Annotated in this window: 20 protein-coding genes; 11 read left to right on the top strand and 9 right to left on the bottom strand. The window is 69.1% G+C overall.

Features of this window, described 5'->3' with window-relative positions; all coding sequences use genetic code 11:
• Window positions 1–43: 43 nt before the first annotated feature.
• Window positions 44–745, top strand: coding sequence for a pirin family protein (locus JWP60_RS09590; protein WP_299789806.1), 702 nt, complete (start codon window positions 44–46; stop codon window positions 743–745).
• A 36-nt stretch (window positions 746–781) separates the two neighbouring features.
• Here JWP60_RS09590 and JWP60_RS09585 read toward each other — a convergent pair whose 3' ends face one another.
• Window positions 782–1,246 carry a hypothetical protein gene (locus JWP60_RS09585; RefSeq protein WP_299789803.1) on the bottom strand — a complete coding sequence of 155 codons (465 nt, stop codon included), beginning with the start codon at window positions 1,244–1,246 and terminating at the stop codon, window positions 782–784.
• Window positions 1,247–1,381: 135 nt separating this feature from the next.
• On the opposite strand from JWP60_RS09585, the gene JWP60_RS09580 reads away from it, so the two are divergent.
• Together JWP60_RS09580 and JWP60_RS09575 are read left to right on the top strand one after the other, a co-directional pair.
• A complete protein-coding gene (locus JWP60_RS09580; protein ID WP_299789801.1) occupies window positions 1,382–1,582 on the top strand; it encodes a hypothetical protein in 201 nt (66 codons plus the stop codon).
• A gap of 32 nt (window positions 1,583–1,614) precedes the next feature.
• Entirely contained in the window at window positions 1,615–1,986 is a 372-nt protein-coding gene (locus tag JWP60_RS09575; RefSeq protein WP_299789798.1) for a hypothetical protein, read from the top strand.
• A gap of 127 nt (window positions 1,987–2,113) precedes the next feature.
• Here JWP60_RS09575 and JWP60_RS09570 read toward each other — a convergent pair whose 3' ends face one another.
• Entirely contained in the window at window positions 2,114–2,611 is a 498-nt protein-coding gene (locus JWP60_RS09570; RefSeq protein ID WP_299789795.1) for a hypothetical protein, read from the bottom strand.
• Window positions 2,612–2,859: 248 nt separating this feature from the next.
• Between JWP60_RS09570 and JWP60_RS09565 the strand changes: the two genes are divergently transcribed.
• Window positions 2,860–5,358 (top strand): ATP-binding protein, encoded by a 2,499-nt coding sequence (locus JWP60_RS09565; protein WP_299789792.1) that lies wholly within the window; start codon window positions 2,860–2,862, stop codon window positions 5,356–5,358.
• A gap of 123 nt (window positions 5,359–5,481) precedes the next feature.
• On the opposite strand, the gene JWP60_RS09560 is transcribed toward JWP60_RS09565, so the two are convergent.
• Window positions 5,482–6,375, bottom strand: a complete 894-nt coding sequence (locus tag JWP60_RS09560) for an NAD(P)-dependent oxidoreductase (RefSeq protein WP_299789789.1) — start codon at window positions 6,373–6,375, stop codon at window positions 5,482–5,484.
• Window positions 6,376–6,562: 187 nt separating this feature from the next.
• Between JWP60_RS09560 and JWP60_RS09555 the strand changes: the two genes are divergently transcribed.
• The 6 genes from JWP60_RS09555 to JWP60_RS09530 are packed head-to-tail and all read left to right on the top strand — an operon-like array spanning window position 6,563 to window position 10,159.
• Window positions 6,563–7,561 carry an aldo/keto reductase gene (locus JWP60_RS09555; protein WP_299789786.1) on the top strand — a complete coding sequence of 333 codons (999 nt, stop codon included), beginning with the start codon at window positions 6,563–6,565 and terminating at the stop codon, window positions 7,559–7,561.
• Window positions 7,558–8,688: a porin gene (locus JWP60_RS09550; protein WP_299789783.1), complete on the top strand. Its 1,131-nt coding sequence runs from the start codon at window positions 7,558–7,560 to the stop codon at window positions 8,686–8,688. Before JWP60_RS09555 ends, JWP60_RS09550 begins: the two co-directional genes overlap by 4 nt.
• Window positions 8,689–8,727: 39 nt before the next feature.
• On the top strand, window positions 8,728–9,372 hold the full coding sequence (locus JWP60_RS09545; protein ID WP_299789781.1) for a c-type cytochrome: 645 nt from the start codon (window positions 8,728–8,730) through the stop codon (window positions 9,370–9,372).
• 49 nt (window positions 9,373–9,421) lie between these two features.
• Window positions 9,422–9,781: a hypothetical protein gene (locus JWP60_RS09540; protein ID WP_299789778.1), complete on the top strand. Its 360-nt coding sequence runs from the start codon at window positions 9,422–9,424 to the stop codon at window positions 9,779–9,781.
• A gap of 22 nt (window positions 9,782–9,803) precedes the next feature.
• Complete coding sequence (locus JWP60_RS09535; RefSeq protein WP_299789775.1) at window positions 9,804–9,947, top strand: hypothetical protein; 144 nt, start codon at window positions 9,804–9,806, stop codon at window positions 9,945–9,947.
• A 47-nt stretch (window positions 9,948–9,994) separates the two neighbouring features.
• Window positions 9,995–10,159, top strand: a complete 165-nt coding sequence (locus JWP60_RS09530) for a hypothetical protein (RefSeq protein WP_299789772.1) — start codon at window positions 9,995–9,997, stop codon at window positions 10,157–10,159.
• Window positions 10,160–10,198: 39 nt separating this feature from the next.
• Here JWP60_RS09530 and JWP60_RS09525 read toward each other — a convergent pair whose 3' ends face one another.
• The 3 genes from JWP60_RS09525 to JWP60_RS09515 are packed head-to-tail and all read right to left on the bottom strand — an operon-like array spanning window position 10,199 to window position 13,322.
• The gene (locus JWP60_RS09525) at window positions 10,199–10,525 is read right to left on the bottom strand and encodes a CzcE family metal-binding protein (RefSeq protein ID WP_299789769.1); all 327 of its coding nucleotides are present in this window, start codon (window positions 10,523–10,525) and stop codon (window positions 10,199–10,201) included.
• Window positions 10,526–10,563: 38 nt separating this feature from the next.
• Window positions 10,564–12,855 (bottom strand): molybdopterin cofactor-binding domain-containing protein, encoded by a 2,292-nt coding sequence (locus JWP60_RS09520; protein WP_299789766.1) that lies wholly within the window; start codon window positions 12,853–12,855, stop codon window positions 10,564–10,566.
• Window positions 12,855–13,322 (bottom strand): (2Fe-2S)-binding protein, encoded by a 468-nt coding sequence (locus JWP60_RS09515; RefSeq protein WP_299789763.1) that lies wholly within the window; start codon window positions 13,320–13,322, stop codon window positions 12,855–12,857. The genes JWP60_RS09520 and JWP60_RS09515 overlap by 1 nt, the downstream gene beginning before the upstream one ends.
• A gap of 257 nt (window positions 13,323–13,579) precedes the next feature.
• Between JWP60_RS09515 and JWP60_RS09510 the strand changes: the two genes are divergently transcribed.
• Entirely contained in the window at window positions 13,580–14,167 is a 588-nt protein-coding gene (locus JWP60_RS09510) for a hypothetical protein (RefSeq protein ID WP_299789760.1), read from the top strand.
• 43 nt (window positions 14,168–14,210) lie between these two features.
• On the opposite strand, the gene JWP60_RS09505 is transcribed toward JWP60_RS09510, so the two are convergent.
• From JWP60_RS09505 to JWP60_RS09495, 3 genes are read right to left on the bottom strand one after another with little or no spacing between them, the layout of a single operon-like run.
• Window positions 14,211–14,399: a hypothetical protein gene (locus JWP60_RS09505; protein WP_299789757.1), complete on the bottom strand. Its 189-nt coding sequence runs from the start codon at window positions 14,397–14,399 to the stop codon at window positions 14,211–14,213.
• 13 nt (window positions 14,400–14,412) lie between these two features.
• Window positions 14,413–14,571 (bottom strand): hypothetical protein, encoded by a 159-nt coding sequence (locus JWP60_RS09500; protein WP_299789754.1) that lies wholly within the window; start codon window positions 14,569–14,571, stop codon window positions 14,413–14,415.
• 29 nt (window positions 14,572–14,600) lie between these two features.
• A complete protein-coding gene (locus JWP60_RS09495) occupies window positions 14,601–15,131 on the bottom strand; it encodes a DUF1269 domain-containing protein (protein ID WP_299789751.1) in 531 nt (176 codons plus the stop codon).
• Window positions 15,132–15,142 lie beyond the last annotated feature (11 nt).

Here is a 15,142-nt window from a genome sequence, read left to right as displayed (position 1 = left end):
AGTTGGATCTCACGACAAGGTCTCACCCACTCCAGGAGCTCACATGATCACGCTCCGCAAATCCGAAGAACGCGGGCTCGCCGAACACGGCTGGCTGAAGTCTTATCACAGCTTCTCGTTCGCGGACTACCACGACCCCGAGCACATGGGCTTCGGCGAGCTTCGCGTCATCAATGAAGACCGCGTGGCGGCCGGCCAGGGCTTCGGCAAGCACGGCCACCGCGACATGGAGATCATCAGCTACGTGCTCGATGGCGAACTCGCGCACAGCGACACGATCGGCAACGTCAAGACGATCCCGCCCGGCGACGTGCAGCGCATGAGTGCCGGGCGCGGGGTGATGCACAGCGAGTTCAACCACGCGCAGGACCAGACGACGCACTTCCTGCAGATCTGGATCCAGCCGAACGTGCGCGGGATCGAGCCGAGCTATGAGCAAAAGCGCTTCGCCGACGCGGAGAAGCGGGGCAAGCTGCGGCTGGTCGCTGCGCCGGATGGCGCCGAGGGATCGGTCCTGATCCACGCCGATGCGCGCATGTATGCCGGCCTGTTCGACGCGACCGAGAAGGCGACGCTGCCGGCGGCAGCGGGACGCAAGTACTACGTCCACGTGGTTCGCGGCGACCTCACGGTCAATGGCAAGCCGCTGCACGCGGGCGACGCGGCCAAGATCGAAGGCGAGTCGGAAGTCGCCTTGAGCGACGGCAAGAACGCGGAAGTGCTGGTGTTCGAACTCGGCGCGTGATCCGGTGACGGCCTGCGGCGCGGCGCGCCGCGGGCTTCATCGGGGTTTGCGCTCGATCCTGCGGCGATGCTCCGCCAGTGCAGCCACCGGTCCCGCGGCTTTGGCCGGCCAGGCCTGCAATGCCTGCTTGACGGCCGCATGCGCCATCGTGACCGCGGGTTCATCGTGCAGGTGCTGCCGGTAACGCTGGCCGAATGGAGTGGCGGGTGCGCCGTCCGCAGGTGGGGTGAGCAGGCTGTCGACCGCGGCCCGGATGGCGGCGCGCAGGTCCTGGTCGTGCACGGCTGCGGGCTGCTCCTGCAAGTCGTCGATGTCGGCCATCAGCTCGGACAGGCTGCGCAGCCACGCGAATGCGGGATCCTGGGTCAGCAGTATCAGCAGCTGTCCGGGAGGCACCTCCTCGGCCAACCCGTGTTCGCGCGTGTAGTCGGCGCGTGCCCGTTGCAACAGCGCGTGGTGCAGTTGCCGCAGCGCGCGCGCCAGCGTGGTCCAGTCGTTCATGGGGAGCTCCGTTTTCCGGCCCGCGCCGGCACGGCTCGGGCGTTTCAGGGGAGTGAGGAATGTATCGCCGACAACCCAGCCCGCTTTGGGATACTCTGCACAGGCGTCTCGAACGGGCGCGAACGAGGACGTGCGATGGAAGAAGTAGTGTCGATGGCTGATCTGGACGACGGCGGCCGGCGTGCCGTGAACAAGGCAGCAGCCCTGGCGGCTGAGCAGCTGAGGTATGCGCAGGCCATTGCGCGCAATGCGACGCCGGCGGGGCAAAACCCCGACCCCGGTCTGGTTGCGGCACTGGTGCAGGCGATTGCCATCAACTTTGCCGCAGTGAAATAGACGCGCCGGCGCACAACCCCTATCATCCGACCATGCATCCGCTGCGCCCCGGCAAACCCGTTACTGTCGCCCACGAGAAGACCGTGGCTGTGAAGGACGACGTTCGCCAGGCCGAGGAGGACCTGCACGCGACCAACGAGACACTGGCCGACACGGTGGTGGGCACCATCGTGACCAAGGAAAGCGTGGAAGCCGCCCTCGTGCAGAACCTCCACATCGAAGGCCAGCTGCACGACGCGGTGAAGGAGTTGCAGGTCGTCACCGACCTGCTGAAGGTCGCGGAGCAGGAGAAGTCCGCCCACGACAGCGAGGACGTCACCATGGCCGGACGCCGCTCCGGCGAGGGGGTCGACAGCGTGTTGCAGCATATGACTGCCTCGGTCAGAGCCAAGCTCCGCCGCTGAGACCTGCGGCGACGCTGAGTCCGGCCAGCGCATCACGGCGCGCCAGAGCCGGCGCGCCAAGCGGCCTGGCGCACGAGCTTGCACAGCGCCAGCGGAATGGCAAAGGGAGGTATCGCGGCGGGCCGCTTCACCGACCGTGAAACACCGCGGCTATCGTGCTTTTCTCGCCGAGCTGGCATTCTCCCTGGCCGCCGCCGTTCATTCCCGACGCCGGCGCCTTCAAGGCGAAATGGCATTGCATCCGCGTACCGTCCGCGCTGGTGAGATCCGCCTGGACATTGCCTGAGTAAAGCGTGGTCAGCCCGCCTGGCGGAGACGTCACCTCCCCGCCGGGCGCGTCCCACTGGCCGGGCCAGCTGTCCGACTGCTCCGTCGCGAGGATGCTGCGTTCCTGCTGCGTGATCTGCATGAACGTACCGCTGAACGAAGCGCCTGTCCCGAGTCGCGCGCTCATGAGGCCGCTCATGCCACCGTCATCACTGCTCCAGTTGAACTCGACCGGCGTGTTTCCCGGCCGCAGCTCCCCAGTCCCTACTCCGATCGTGGTGCAGGCTGCCACCGCCAGTGCAGCCAATGCTGCGGCGTACTTGCCCGCGCTAGCGGGCATCGAAGCTGAATGAATCACGGTGAATCTCCGGCGCAAGAAGCTGCCGGTGCACTGTGGCGGCCCGGAGTGTCGGCATCGTTGCAAGGCCACGTGCATGCGTCACCGCTGCAACTTCGGGGGGCGACTGTTTCATCAGTAGCGAAGTCCCGTTCCGGCGCGTCGAGCCGGTGACAGAGGTGGCGCAGGATCGGAAATCCGCCAAAGGGTTCATGCGAAATCTTCCACTCCAGCCGCTGCGGTGCATGCAGCAGCCCAGGTTCACCCTGATGCTCTTCGTAGGCGCGCTGGTGTTCGTCGGCGCCCTGGTCGCGAGCGCGCTGTACGAGCTCAACCGCAGCCGGGACGAAGCGGAAATGCGGGCGGCGAACGAGATTGACGTGCTGGCGCGCGTGTTCGCCGAGCACACCCGGCGCTCGCTGCAGACCGTCGGCATCATGCTGCGCTCCATCGCGGAGGCGCAGCGCGATGGCACCCTGCCGCCGCTCGAGACGCGCGCCATGCACGACGAACTGGCGGCGCAGCGGGATCAGTTCAGCGACGTCGCCGCGGTGTTCGTCCACGACGCCGAGGGCAAGCGCCTGAACAGCTCGACCGCGTATCCGTCGCCCCCCAGCAGCGTGCGGGGAAGCGAGCTGGTCCAGGGTCTGCAGGGCGCACCGCGCGACGCCCTCTACGTCGGCGAGCCGGTGCGCTGGCTGGCCAACGGCCGCTGGGCCCTGCCGCTGGCGCGCCGGCTCGAAGGCCCGGCCCAGCGCTTCGACGGCGTGGTGGGCGCCTTGCTGGATTCCAGCTATTTCGACAACTTCTATGCCGCGGTCCACCTGGAGAGCGGCACCACCGTCGCGCTGTTGCACGAAGGCGGCGCCCTGGTGTCGATGTTCCCGCCCAACGACGCCGCGGTCGGCCGGCCGGTGCCGGCCTACCTCGCCCTGCGGGACGACGTGACGCAGAGCCCGCCGGCCCTGCTGCGCGACCCGGCCGGAAGCCCCGCGCGCATCGCGGTGGCGCGCCCGGTGTCCGGCTTCGCGATGACGGTGGTGGTCTCCCGCGAGCTCGGCACGGTGCTGGCATCGTGGCACGAGCAGGTCTTCTGGGTGGCCCTGCGTACCGTCATCCTGACCCTCATGATCCTGGCGCTGCTGCTGATGGTGCGGCGCCACGTGGCGCGGGTGAATGCGGCACGGCTGCAATTGCGCGAGTCCGACCAGCGCTACGCGCTCGCCGTGGCGGGTTCGAACGAGGGCTTGTGGGACTGGAACCTGGCAACCGGGGAGCTGTTCTTCTCGGAACGCGGCCAGCAGCTTTGCGGGCTGCTGCCCAGCCGGCCATTGCGCAAGCGGCGCGAATGGCAGGCATTGCTGCTGGTGCATCCCGAGGACCTGCCGCGGCTGCGCGAAGAAATGTGCGCGCACCTGCGCGGCCAGCGGCCCCACTTCGACGTGGAGGTGCGCGCCGCGGTGCGCCGCCCCGGCGCACCGGAGCCGGCCGCCCGCGAGCCGAAGTGGAACTGGTATCGCCAGCGTGGCGTGGCGATCCGCGACGCGCGGGGCCGACCGCTGCGCATGGCCGGCTCGATCGAGAGCATCGAGGAGCGCAAGCACTCCGAGCAGGAGCGCCAGCGGCTGGAAGCACAGCTGCGCCAGGCGCAGAAGATGGAAGCCATCGGCACGCTCGCCGGCGGGATCGCCCACGACTTCAACAACATCCTGGGCTCGATCCTCGGCTACGGCGAGCTGGCCCGCTCGGACGCGGCGCCCGGCAGCGCCTTGGCGCGCTACCTGGACGGAGTGATGAATGCAGGGCAGCGCGCCAAGGCGCTGGTCGAGCGCATCCTCGCCTTCAGCCGCTCGGGCATCGGCGAGCGCGTGCCGGTCCATGTGCAGTCGGTGGTCTCCGAGGGACTGGAGTTGCTGCTGCCCTCCTTGCCGCGCGGCATCACGCTCCAGCGCACGCTGGAGGCGGGCGACACCGCCGTGGTCGGCGACGCGACGCAGATCCACCAGGTCGTGATGAACCTCTGCACGAACGGGATGCAGGCGATGCAGGACGGCGGCACGCTGGAGGTGACGCTCGCCTTGCGGCGCGCGGACTCGGCCGCGATGCTGACCACCGGCGAGCTGCCGGCGGGCGACTACGTGTGCCTGATGGTGCGTGACGAGGGGCAGGGCATCGAGCCCGAGACGATGGAGCGCATCTTCGATCCGTTCTTCACCACCAAGCGGGTCGGTGTCGGCACCGGCCTGGGGCTGTCGCTGGTGCACGGCATCGTCACCGACCTGGGCGGCGGCATCGATGTCGCGAGCGTCCCCGGCGTCGGCTCCTCGTTCACCGTCTGGCTGCCCTGGTCGGGGCGCGTCGCTGCGGTGGCCCTGGGCGAAGCGAGCATTCCGCGCGGCGACGGGCAGCGCATCCTGCTGGTGGACGACGAAGTGCCGCTCGTGCATCTGGGCGAAGAGATGCTCGCGGCGCTCGGCTACGAGCCCGCGGGCTACACCTCCAGCGTGGAGGCGCTGACCGCCTTCGCCACCGATCCGCAAGGCTTCGACGCGGTGCTCTCGGATGAAACGATGCCGGTCCTGTCCGGCTCGCAGATGGCGCTGCAGATCCGCCGGATCCGCCCCGAGATCCCGATCGTCCTCATGAGCGGTTACGTCGGCCCCAACATGGCCGCGCTTGCGCGCCAGGCCAACGTGAACGACTTGTTGCCCAAGCCGCTGGTCTCGCGCGACATCGCCAAGGCGCTCGCCAGGCTGTTCGCGAAATAGCTTGCATCCCGACGCAGCTGAAAGCCTGAGCGACCGCATCGTGGTAGCGGGCAAGACCTTTCGCTACGGGAAAAGACGGTCCCGCGGGCCTGGTCCCGCACTCCGGTGCGGCGGCCCGTGGACTCACACCAGTCTGGCCACGCCCGCATTGGCCAATGCTTCGAACGCGAGTGCCGACAGGTCGTGCGCGGCACCGAAGCCGCGCGCGCGGACCGCGAGGAAGCGGTCGTGGACCAGGCTGGCCACCGGCATCGGCACGCCCAGGGCCTCGGCGGCCGCAAGCATCAGGCGGTTGTCTTTCTGGCCGAGCGGCAGGGCGAAGCCGGGCGGCTGGAAACGCTGCGCCGCGATCGCGGGACCGTAGATCCGGTACGGCGGTGCATTGAAGACCGTGGTGGTCAGGAGTTCGACCAGGCGCATGGGATCGATGTCCGCCTTGCCGGCCACCGCGCAGGCTTCGCCCAGGGTCTCGACCAGCGCGGTCAGCATGAAGTTGCCGATCAGTTTCACCAGGTTCGCCTGCCAGGGGTCGGAGCCGACCACCCCCACGGACTGCCCCACCTGTTGCAGCAGCGGCAGCGCGAGCTTCAGGTGATCCTCGGCTCCCGCAGCCATCACGAACAGCTTGCGCTGCGCCGCGGAGTCCGGCCGCCCGAACACCGTCGCGGACACGAACCCCAGGCCGGCCTCACGGTGCCGCGCCGCGAGCCTTCTGGCGCTGTCCACGCTGATGGTGCTCATGGAGATGTGCAGCGCACCCGGCTGCGCGCCGGCGACGATGCCCATGTCGCCGAAGGTGACCGATTGCAGGGCGGCGTCGTCGGCCACCATGGTGAAGACGACCTCGGCGGAGTGCGCCGCCACCGCCGGGCTCGCCACCACCGTGGCGCCCGCCGCGCGCAGCGGCTCGGTCCGTTCCGGACTCCGGTTGTAGACGCGCAGCTGGTGACCGGAGGCGAGCAGGTTGCTGGCGATGGGTGCGCCCATTGCGCCCAGGCCGATGAATCCGATTTCCACGATGAGGCTCCTCGGTAGTTGAGACACCCATCCTTGCCCGCCGCAATTGCGTGCCCATTGCACGGCGGCGCCGCCCGCGTCACGTCTGTCAGAGCGGTGTCACGGATGAAACGTCGGCGTAGCCATGCGGTGGCCGCCGGCCGCGAGCATCGGTCATCCCAAACTTCAAGAGATGTGAGCCATGCGCATGGAGACCATTCGGATCGAAGGCATAGCCGCTCCTGTTTCCCGGATCGGCTTGGGGACCTGGGCGATCGGCGGATCGATGTGGGGCGGCTCGGATGACGCGAGCTCCGTCGCGACCATCCGCCAGGCGATGGATTCGGGCATCAACCTGATCGATACTGCCCCCGCCTACGGCTTCGGCCACTCGGAGGAAATCGTCGGCAAGGCCCTCCTGGGGATCCGTGACCAGGCCGTGATCGCGACCAAGGTCGCGCTCGAGTGGCCGGGCGGCAAGGTGCGCCGCAATGCGACGGCCGCCCGCATCCGGGTCGAGATCGAGGACTCGCTGCGCCGCCTGCGCACGGACCGCATCGACTTGTACCAGGTGCACTGGCCCGACCCCCTGGTGCGGCACGAGGAGACGGCGCTGGAGCTGGAGAAGCTGCGCCGCCAAGGCAAGATCCTCGCCATCGGCGTGAGCAACTACGCGCCGGCGGAAATGGAGAAGTTCCGCCGCTTCGCCCCGCTGGCGACCGTGCAGTCTCCGTACAACCTGTTCGAGCGCGGCATCGAGCAGAACGTGCTGCCTCATGCGCGCACGACCGGCGCGACGGTGCTGGCCTACGGTGCCTTGTGCCGCGGCCTGCTCTCCGGCCGCATGCATGCGGATACCGCTTTCGGCGGCGACGACCTGCGCAAGTTCGATCCCAAATTCCAGCAACCGCGCTTGCGGCACTACCTGGCCGCGGTCCAGGCACTGGACCGGTTCGCGCGGGAACGCCACGGCAAGACGGTGCTGGCGCTGGCCGTGCGCTGGATCCTCGACCAGGGACCGACGATCGCACTGTGGGGCGCGCGCCGCCCCGAGCAGCTGCAGGGCATCGACGCGGCCCTGGGCTGGAAGCTCCGTGCCACGGACCTGGAGCAGATCGACGCGCTGCTGGCGCAGCACATCACCGACCCGGTGGGTCCCGAGTTCATGGCGCCGCCGGCGCGTCCCCTCACCCTGGAACAGCAATGAAAAAGCTCTCTGCCCTCGCCCTGCTCGCCGCCGCGTCCGCTTCGGCCAGCGCCCAGTCCTCGGTGACGCTGTTCGGTGTCGTCGACGTCAATGTCGGCGTCAACAAGAACGGCGCGGCCGGCACGTCGCACTACGTGGGCGACAGCGGCAACGAGTCGAGCCGGCTCGGCTTCCGCGGCAGCGAAGACCTGGGCGGCGGGCTGCACGCCGGCTTCTGGCTGGAAGGCGAACTGTTTCCGGACACCGGCAACCTGAAGGGACTGGATTTTGCCCGCCGCTCCACGGTCAGCCTGATCGACGACACCTGGGGTGAGTTGCGGCTCGGTCGCGACTACGTGCCGAACTACCGGACGCGCATCGACTTCGATCCCTTCGGCCAGAACGGTATCGGCTCGCAGGGGAACATGCTGGTCCTGAACGCACCCATCCAGGTCGCCAACCAGCTCGCGGCGTTCCCCGGGGCGGTGAACAGCACCCCGCTCGGATCCAACGCCCCGACGTACAAGCGATCGAGCAACACCGTGGGTTACGTCCTGCCGGCCAACCTGGGCGGCGTGTACGGCCAGGTCATGGTGGCGCCAGGCGAGCAAACCAGCGGCCTGGGCACGTACACGTCCGGCCGCCTCGGCTACCAGTCAGGCTTGTGGAACGTTGCCGCCGCTTACGGCGTCACGAAGTTGACCAGCCCCGGAGCCAGCTCACTGAAGGACCTCACTGCCGGCGCTTCCTACGACTTCGGCGTGGTCAAGCTGCTGGGGATGTACCAGAGGTACTCCTACGAGCATTCCCCCGGCCCCACCGCGCTGAAGGACCTGATGGTCGGCGCAACCGCGCCGTTCGGGTCGGGCACGGTAAAGGTGTCCTACAACCGCGCCACCATCAGCGGCGCGCCAACGGGCGTCAGCGGCCTGGGCGACGGCAGCGCGCGGATGTTTGCCGCCGGCTACGTGTACGACCTCTCCAAGCGCACGGCGCTGTACGCCACCGCGGCGCGCATTTCCAACAGCGCCGGCACGCAGTTCACCGTGGGTGGCCAGGGCACCGGTCCTTCGATGTTCGTGAACGGGCAGTTTCTGACCGGCCAGAGATCGACCGGCTATGAGGTGGGTATCCGGCACCGCTTCTGAGCGCTTGCCACCATCACCAACTTACTCGGAGAGCTGCTCATGTTCACAAGGTCCCGGTGCCGCGCGTGGGGTGCGGCCAGTTTCGCAGCGGTGCTTGGCATCGCCGCGCAGTTCCCGGCGCAGGCTGCGGCACCGGCGGCACCCGCCGGCCTGGCGACCTGCGTGGCTTGCCACGGCACGCAAGGCCAGGGCAGTGCGGCCGGCGTGCCCCGGCTGGCCGGGCAGAACGCCCAGTACCTCGAAAACGCGCTGGCCATGTTCAAGACGGGCAAGCGCTCCAACCCGGTCATGCAGCCCATTGCCGCTGGCCTGGACGATGCCGCGATGCATGCACTGGCCACCTACTTCGCCGGGCTGCAGGGCGTTGCGCTGGCGCCGGCGGCGCCGCCACCCGCGGATCTGGTGCGGGCCGGAGAGGAGCTCGCGCGGGTCGGCGCCGTATCGGATCCGACGCCCCCTTGCTTCAGCTGCCACGGGGCGGACAGCCGCGCCGCCAACCCGCATTTCCCGGCGATCGAGGGGCAGCCTGCTGCATTCACGGTCGATCGCCTGCACGAGTTCCAGGCGCGGGCCCGGGCGAAGGCGCCGGACCCCGCGACGATGACGGCCGTCGCCGCGCGGCTGAACGAAACGCAGATCAGGCAGGTCGCGGCCTACCTCTCGACCCTCAAGCCGGCACCGTGACAGGTGCACCGGCGCGGCGAACGTACCCACAAGCAGTAAGGAGACAGACATGGAGACCCTCGGACATTCCAACCTCACCCCCGACACGCTGGCCACCGAGAAGGCGCGCTATTTCGGCACGGCCGGCTGCAGTGCGGGCAACCGCGGCTGCGGCTTCCGGCCGGCCTTCCAGGACCGCGAAACCGGTCGGGTCTTCCTTTCCGCTTTCGCGGATGGCCGCCCTGCGCCCGTGCACGTGCTGGACGGCCTGCCGCCTTCGCTGGTGCTGGCGCGGACCGCGCTCGGCCGCGTATGCGCCGTCAAGGGCAGCGTGATTTCCGGCTTCGCCCGCGACGGCCACTTCTACACCCGCGATGAAGCGCTGCGCGAGGCGGAGGCCGAGGCCGACCCCTTCCCGCTCGTCGCCTGACTTGTCAAACCAAGGAACCCCCATGTTCAAGGCAGCCACCCTGATCGTCGTCATTGCGTTGGCCGCGTGCTCCGGCATGCCCTCGGCCACGTACGGCGGCTCGCCCTGCGCCACCAGTCCCGGCGGCTACCAGTGCGAGATCGAGCGGTACATGCATGCCTCATGAGGCCGCGCCGCCGCAGGAACAGGCGGCCTTCCACTGGAGTATCGAACTTGTCCAAGCTGATCACGCTTTCCCTGCTCGTGGCCTTGCTCGCCGCCTGCACGACCGGGCCCCTGTCCGCGGAACTTGGCGGCGTCAACGCGCAGGATCCCCGCGCGCGGGAGAGTGCCAGGTGGTTCGAATGGGCCCGCGCCAACAACGGCGGCCCCAACTGAGAGCTCGCCCGCCGCGTCCCCGGCGCGGCAACCCGGGCTTCAAGGGCTCCAGTACCTGGGATCGGGTTCGACGTAGGCGGTGACCCGGTGGTCCAGGATGCCGGCTGGTGCGACCTGGCGCAGGTCGAATGACGATTCGCCGGTGGCGCCGTCGAAGAAGTACGCGAACTGCCGGCCGTCGTCGACGAAGCGGACGGCGTCGCCGTGCTTGACGTTGACGTAGCGGGTGGCCGCGGTGATCTGGATCGTGCGGGTCGCCAGGCCCGCGGGAACCACATCGCCCAGCAGGCGCGTGGGAACGGCCGCATGGGCCGCCATCGCGGCGAGCAGGCCAAGGGTGGAGAGGGGAAGAAGGTGGGGTTTCATGAGCTGCTCCTGTGCAGGCAAGGGAGGCCGAGGTGGCCTCAGGCTCCCAGCTGGTTTGCGATCGGCAGGCTGCGGATGCGCTTGCCGGTCGCCGCGAAGATGGCATTGCACAGCGCGGGGGCCATCGGCGGCACGCCGGGCTCGCCGACCCCGCCCAGCGGCAAGGCGAAATCCCCCGGGATCATGTGCAGCCGGATCTCGCGGGGTGCGACGTTCATGCGCGCGACCTGGTAGTCGTTGAAGTTGCTCTGCTCCACCCGGCCTGCCTTGAAGGTGATCTGCGACAGCATGGCGTTGCCGAGCCCCATCACGCATGCGCCTTCGAGCTGCGCGCGCACCCGCTCGGGATTGACCTGGGCGCCGCAGTCGAAGGCGATGTCGACCCGGGGAATGGAAAGTTCGCCCTTGGCGCCGACGGCAACCTCGACCACTACGGCCACGTAGGCGAGGAAGCTGTAGTGCGCCGCAATCCCCAGCCCGCGGCCCGCCGGCAGCTTCCTTCCCCACCCGGCTGCCGTGGCCGCCGTTTCGATCACGCGGCGCAGCCTGCCGGTGTCGAGCGGATAAAGCGTGGGCGACTCGGTGTAGTTCCACGAGTCCTCCAGCGCGCGGGGATCCACCTTGCGCGCCGGGCCTATGAGTTCCAGCAGGTAGTCCTTGGGGTCGCGCCGGGCGGCCGCCGCCAGTTCGCAGACGAACGACTGGATCGCGAACGCGTGCGGGATGTTCGACACCGAGCGGTACCAGCCGATGCGCGTGTGCGCGGCGGCTTCCGGGTTCTCGATCCGCAGATTCGGAATGGCGAACGGCACGTTGACCAGGCCCATGCCGAGCTCGAAGGGCTGCTCGTGCTTCGGATCGGGCCCGAAGATGGAACGGATGGACGGGGCGGCACTGCGATGCAGCCACGCCACGGGCCTGCCGGCGGCGTCCAGTCCCGCCTCGAGATGTTCGAGCGACACGGTGTGGTAGTAGGAGTGCTGGACGTCGTCTTCGCGCGTCCACGTGACCTTGACCGGCTGGCCGTTCATGGCCTGCGAGAGCAGGGCCGCTTCGACCGCATAGTCCGGCTTGGACTTGCGCCCGAATCCGCCGCCCAGCAGCGTGACGTTCACGGTGACCCGGTCGGCCGGAATGCCGAGGCGCTTGGAGATCCGGTCGTGCGTGGCTTGCGGCGCCTGCACCGCGGCCCAGACCTCGCAGCGGCCGTCGACGATACGCGCCGTCGCGGCGGGCGGCTCCATCGGCGCCTGCGTCATGTGCGGAACGTAGTACTCCGCTTGGACCGAATGCGCGGCCGCCTTGAGGGCGCTGGCGACGTCGCCCCGGTTGCGCACGACTTGGCCGGGAGCGCGCGCTGCCGCCTCCAGCGACGCCTTGTAGGCCGTCGAGTCGTACGACGCATTGGCGCCGTCGTCCCACTGAATCTTCAATGCGTTGCGGCCCTGGATGGCGGCCCAGGTGTTGGTCGCGACCACCGCGATGCCTCCGAGCGGCTGGAACTCCGAAGGCGGCGGCGTGCCGGGAATCTCGATCACCCGCACGACGCCCGGCACCTTCAGGGCCGCGCTCGCGTCGTGCGACACCACCTTGCCGCCATAGACCGCCGGGCGCGCGACCACGGCGTACAGCTGGCCGTCGAGGCGCGTGTCGATGCCGTACCTGCCGCGTCCCGCGACGATGTCGGGCCCGTCGACGAGCTTCACCTGGCCCTTGCCGATGTAGCGGAACTGCGCCGGGGTCTTGAGGCGAAGCTGGTCGCGCGCGGGCACCGGCAGCTGCGAGGCCGCCGTCGCCAGCGCGCCGTACCCCAGCTTCCGGTTGGTTCGATGGTGGATGACCTCGTGCAGGCCGGCCGCGACCTCGGTCACGGGCACGCCCCACTGGGCGGCTGCCGCCTGCTCCAGCATCGTGCGCGCCGCGGCGCCGCAGCGGCGCATCGGCGCGAAGAAATGGCGCACGCTGCGCGATCCGTCGGTGTCCTGGTTGCCGAACCGGACTTCGTCGGCTTGCGCCTGCCGCACCCGCACCCGGCTCCAATCCGCGTCGAGTTCATCGGCGACCACCATGGGCAGGCTGGTGCGCACCCCCTGTCCCATCTCCTGGCGGTGGCAGGTGATCGTCACCGTACCGTCGGTGGCAATGGTGACGAACACCAGCGGGTTGTCCACCCAGCCATGCGGCATCGAGTCGGCGCCGTACCTGGGAGCGGCGTCGGCGCGCGCCGATGGCGGCAGACCGACCGCGAGGACCAGGCCGGCGGCGGGGATCGCGCCCAGCAGCGTGCGCCGGCTGAGGTTGATGACTTCGAGGGTGCGTTCCTGGTCCATCACGCCTCGCTTTTCGCCTGTGCGGCCTGGTGGATCGCGGCGCGGATGCGGGGATACGTGCCGCACCGGCAGATGTTTCCGCTCATCGCGGAATCGATGTCGGCATCGGTGGGACGCGGCTTCTGCTTGAGCAGTGCGGTGGCGGCCATCACCTGTCCCGACTGGCAATACCCGCATTGCGCCACACCGAGGGCGAGCCATGCCGCCTGCACGCGCTGGCCGACGGGGTCGGCGGAGATCGCTTCGATGGTGGTGATCTTCTTGCCGACGACCGCCGAGATCGGCGTGATGCAGGCGCGTGTCGCCACGCCATCGAGATGGAAGGTGCAGGCGCCGCACAGCGCCACCCCGCAACCGAACTTGGTCCCCGTCATGCCGAGCACGTCGCGCAGGGTCCACAACAGGCGGGTGTCATCCGGCACGTCCACCGTCACCGCCTTGCCATTGATGTTCAAGGTGGTGCTCATGGCTGGCGCTCCTGCGCGTTCAACGGGCTCCGCATGGTTTCACCGCCTCCAGGTTGCGTCGGACATCCGACGCCACCAGACTGCCGCCGGTTGCCTGCGCGCCGATGTCAGTTCGCAGGGGCGGACGTGACGGTTGTAGTCGCAGGCCGGCCCAATACCAATGCGCGTGACGGATGAAACGCGCCGGTGCTCGCAAGCAATGCAGCCGCCATGGGGGCTTGCCATGGTCAGGGCGTCGCTTTCCGATGGAGGTTTCCATGGCCGATTCAATCCTGCCCACCCGCAGCCCCCCCGATGGCGAAACGCTCGAGCTCCTGCGGCGCCCGCCGCTGCCCCGCGTCCACCTGGATTCGCCCGCCGAACAGGTGATGACCAGGATGGCCGATCTGGCGGCTGCCACGGTCATGCCGCACGAGGACCTGGAACAGGCGAAGCAACGGATGGCGCAACAGGATGCGCAGGTGGTGCTGGTCGCGGCGCAGATGCCGCAGGTGCTGGGTGTACTCGCCATCGAAGACCTTCACGGCGAGAAACCGCTGCGCCTGGTCTCGGCTCGGCGCCTGGCGTACAAGGACCTGCGCGTCGCGGACCTCATGCACCCGGTTTCCCAGCTCGACTCGATCGATCTGCGGACACTGCGCCATGCGCGAGTCGCGCAGATCGTCGCCACCCTGAACCGGTCGGGGCGGCCGCACCTCCTGGTGGTCGAGCCAAGGTCGGACAGCGGGATCCTCCAGCTGCGCGGGCTGCTGTCGAAGACACAGGTGGAACGCCAGCTCGGGATCCGGTTGCCCGCGATGGCCATTGCCGGCACGTTCGCGGAAATCGGGCAAGCCCTGATCTGAACGCCGGCGCGGCCCCCGGTCCTGCCACCGGCGGCCTGCACCATCAGCCGACGTGCGGCGGCCCCAGGCGCGTGGACAGGTCATCGAGCGCCGCTTGCACGGTGTCGCGCGCCCGCGTCCACTCCGATTCCGCGGAGGTGCCGGCGCGGCTCGCGAGTTGGGCGCCGAATCCCTCCACCCTCTGCAAGCCCTGGACCGTGCCGCCGGCCGCCTTGGCGTCAAGCGTCAACAAGGCCCGCCGAACGTCACGCGACGCCGCCGAGGTCCAGCCCAGGCTCGTCGATCTGGCGGCTCGAGCGGTGCTGGGCGACCAGGGAAGCAGGCGTGTCGGCGGCCAGTGCCGGGGCAAGGCCGGCGACGCCCAGGGCTGCTGCCAGCAGGCAGCGCAAGGCAAGGCTTTTCATGAGGAACTCGCTTCGTGGGTTTGCGTGAGTCACGCCGGCTGCGGCGTGGGCGAGTGTTCGTCGAGCACGTCGGGAGCGGATTGGCGCAGCAGGCGCTTCGCCGTCGCGGCCTCGTCCGCCCCGCCGTGGGCGATGACGGCGAACTTGCCGGCGCGGACGGCCGTCTCGTACTTGACCACTGCGTCGCGCCCCAGCCCGATCGACGAGAGTGCGCCTCCCAGGGCGCCGGCGCCGGCACCCAGCGCGGCGCCGCCGGCGGTATTGAGCAGCGCACTGGCGACCGGCCCGAGCACCACGATGTGACCGGCGCCCGGCAGCAGCAGCATCGCCGATCCCGCCAGCACGCCCCACAGCGCGCCCCAGAGCGCGCCGAACTTCCCCCAGAAGCGGATGCGGTCACCGCTGTTCACGTAGCCGAGTACCTGCTCCTCGGAGATGTAGTCGCGCCCGATGATCGACAGCTTCTTCATGTCGAAGCCGGCCTTCTGCAGGTTGCGGATCGCCGCTTCGGCCTGGATGTGATCGGCAAACACCGCGACCACCTTGCTTTCGTCATTCATGGGAATCTCCT

It is taken from the genome of Ramlibacter sp. (assembly GCF_028291745.1).
Lineage (GTDB): Bacteria > Pseudomonadota > Gammaproteobacteria > Burkholderiales > Burkholderiaceae_C > Ramlibacter.
The sequence above is the reverse complement of the archived record's forward strand: the minus strand, read 5'-3'. Positions and strand labels throughout refer to the sequence as shown.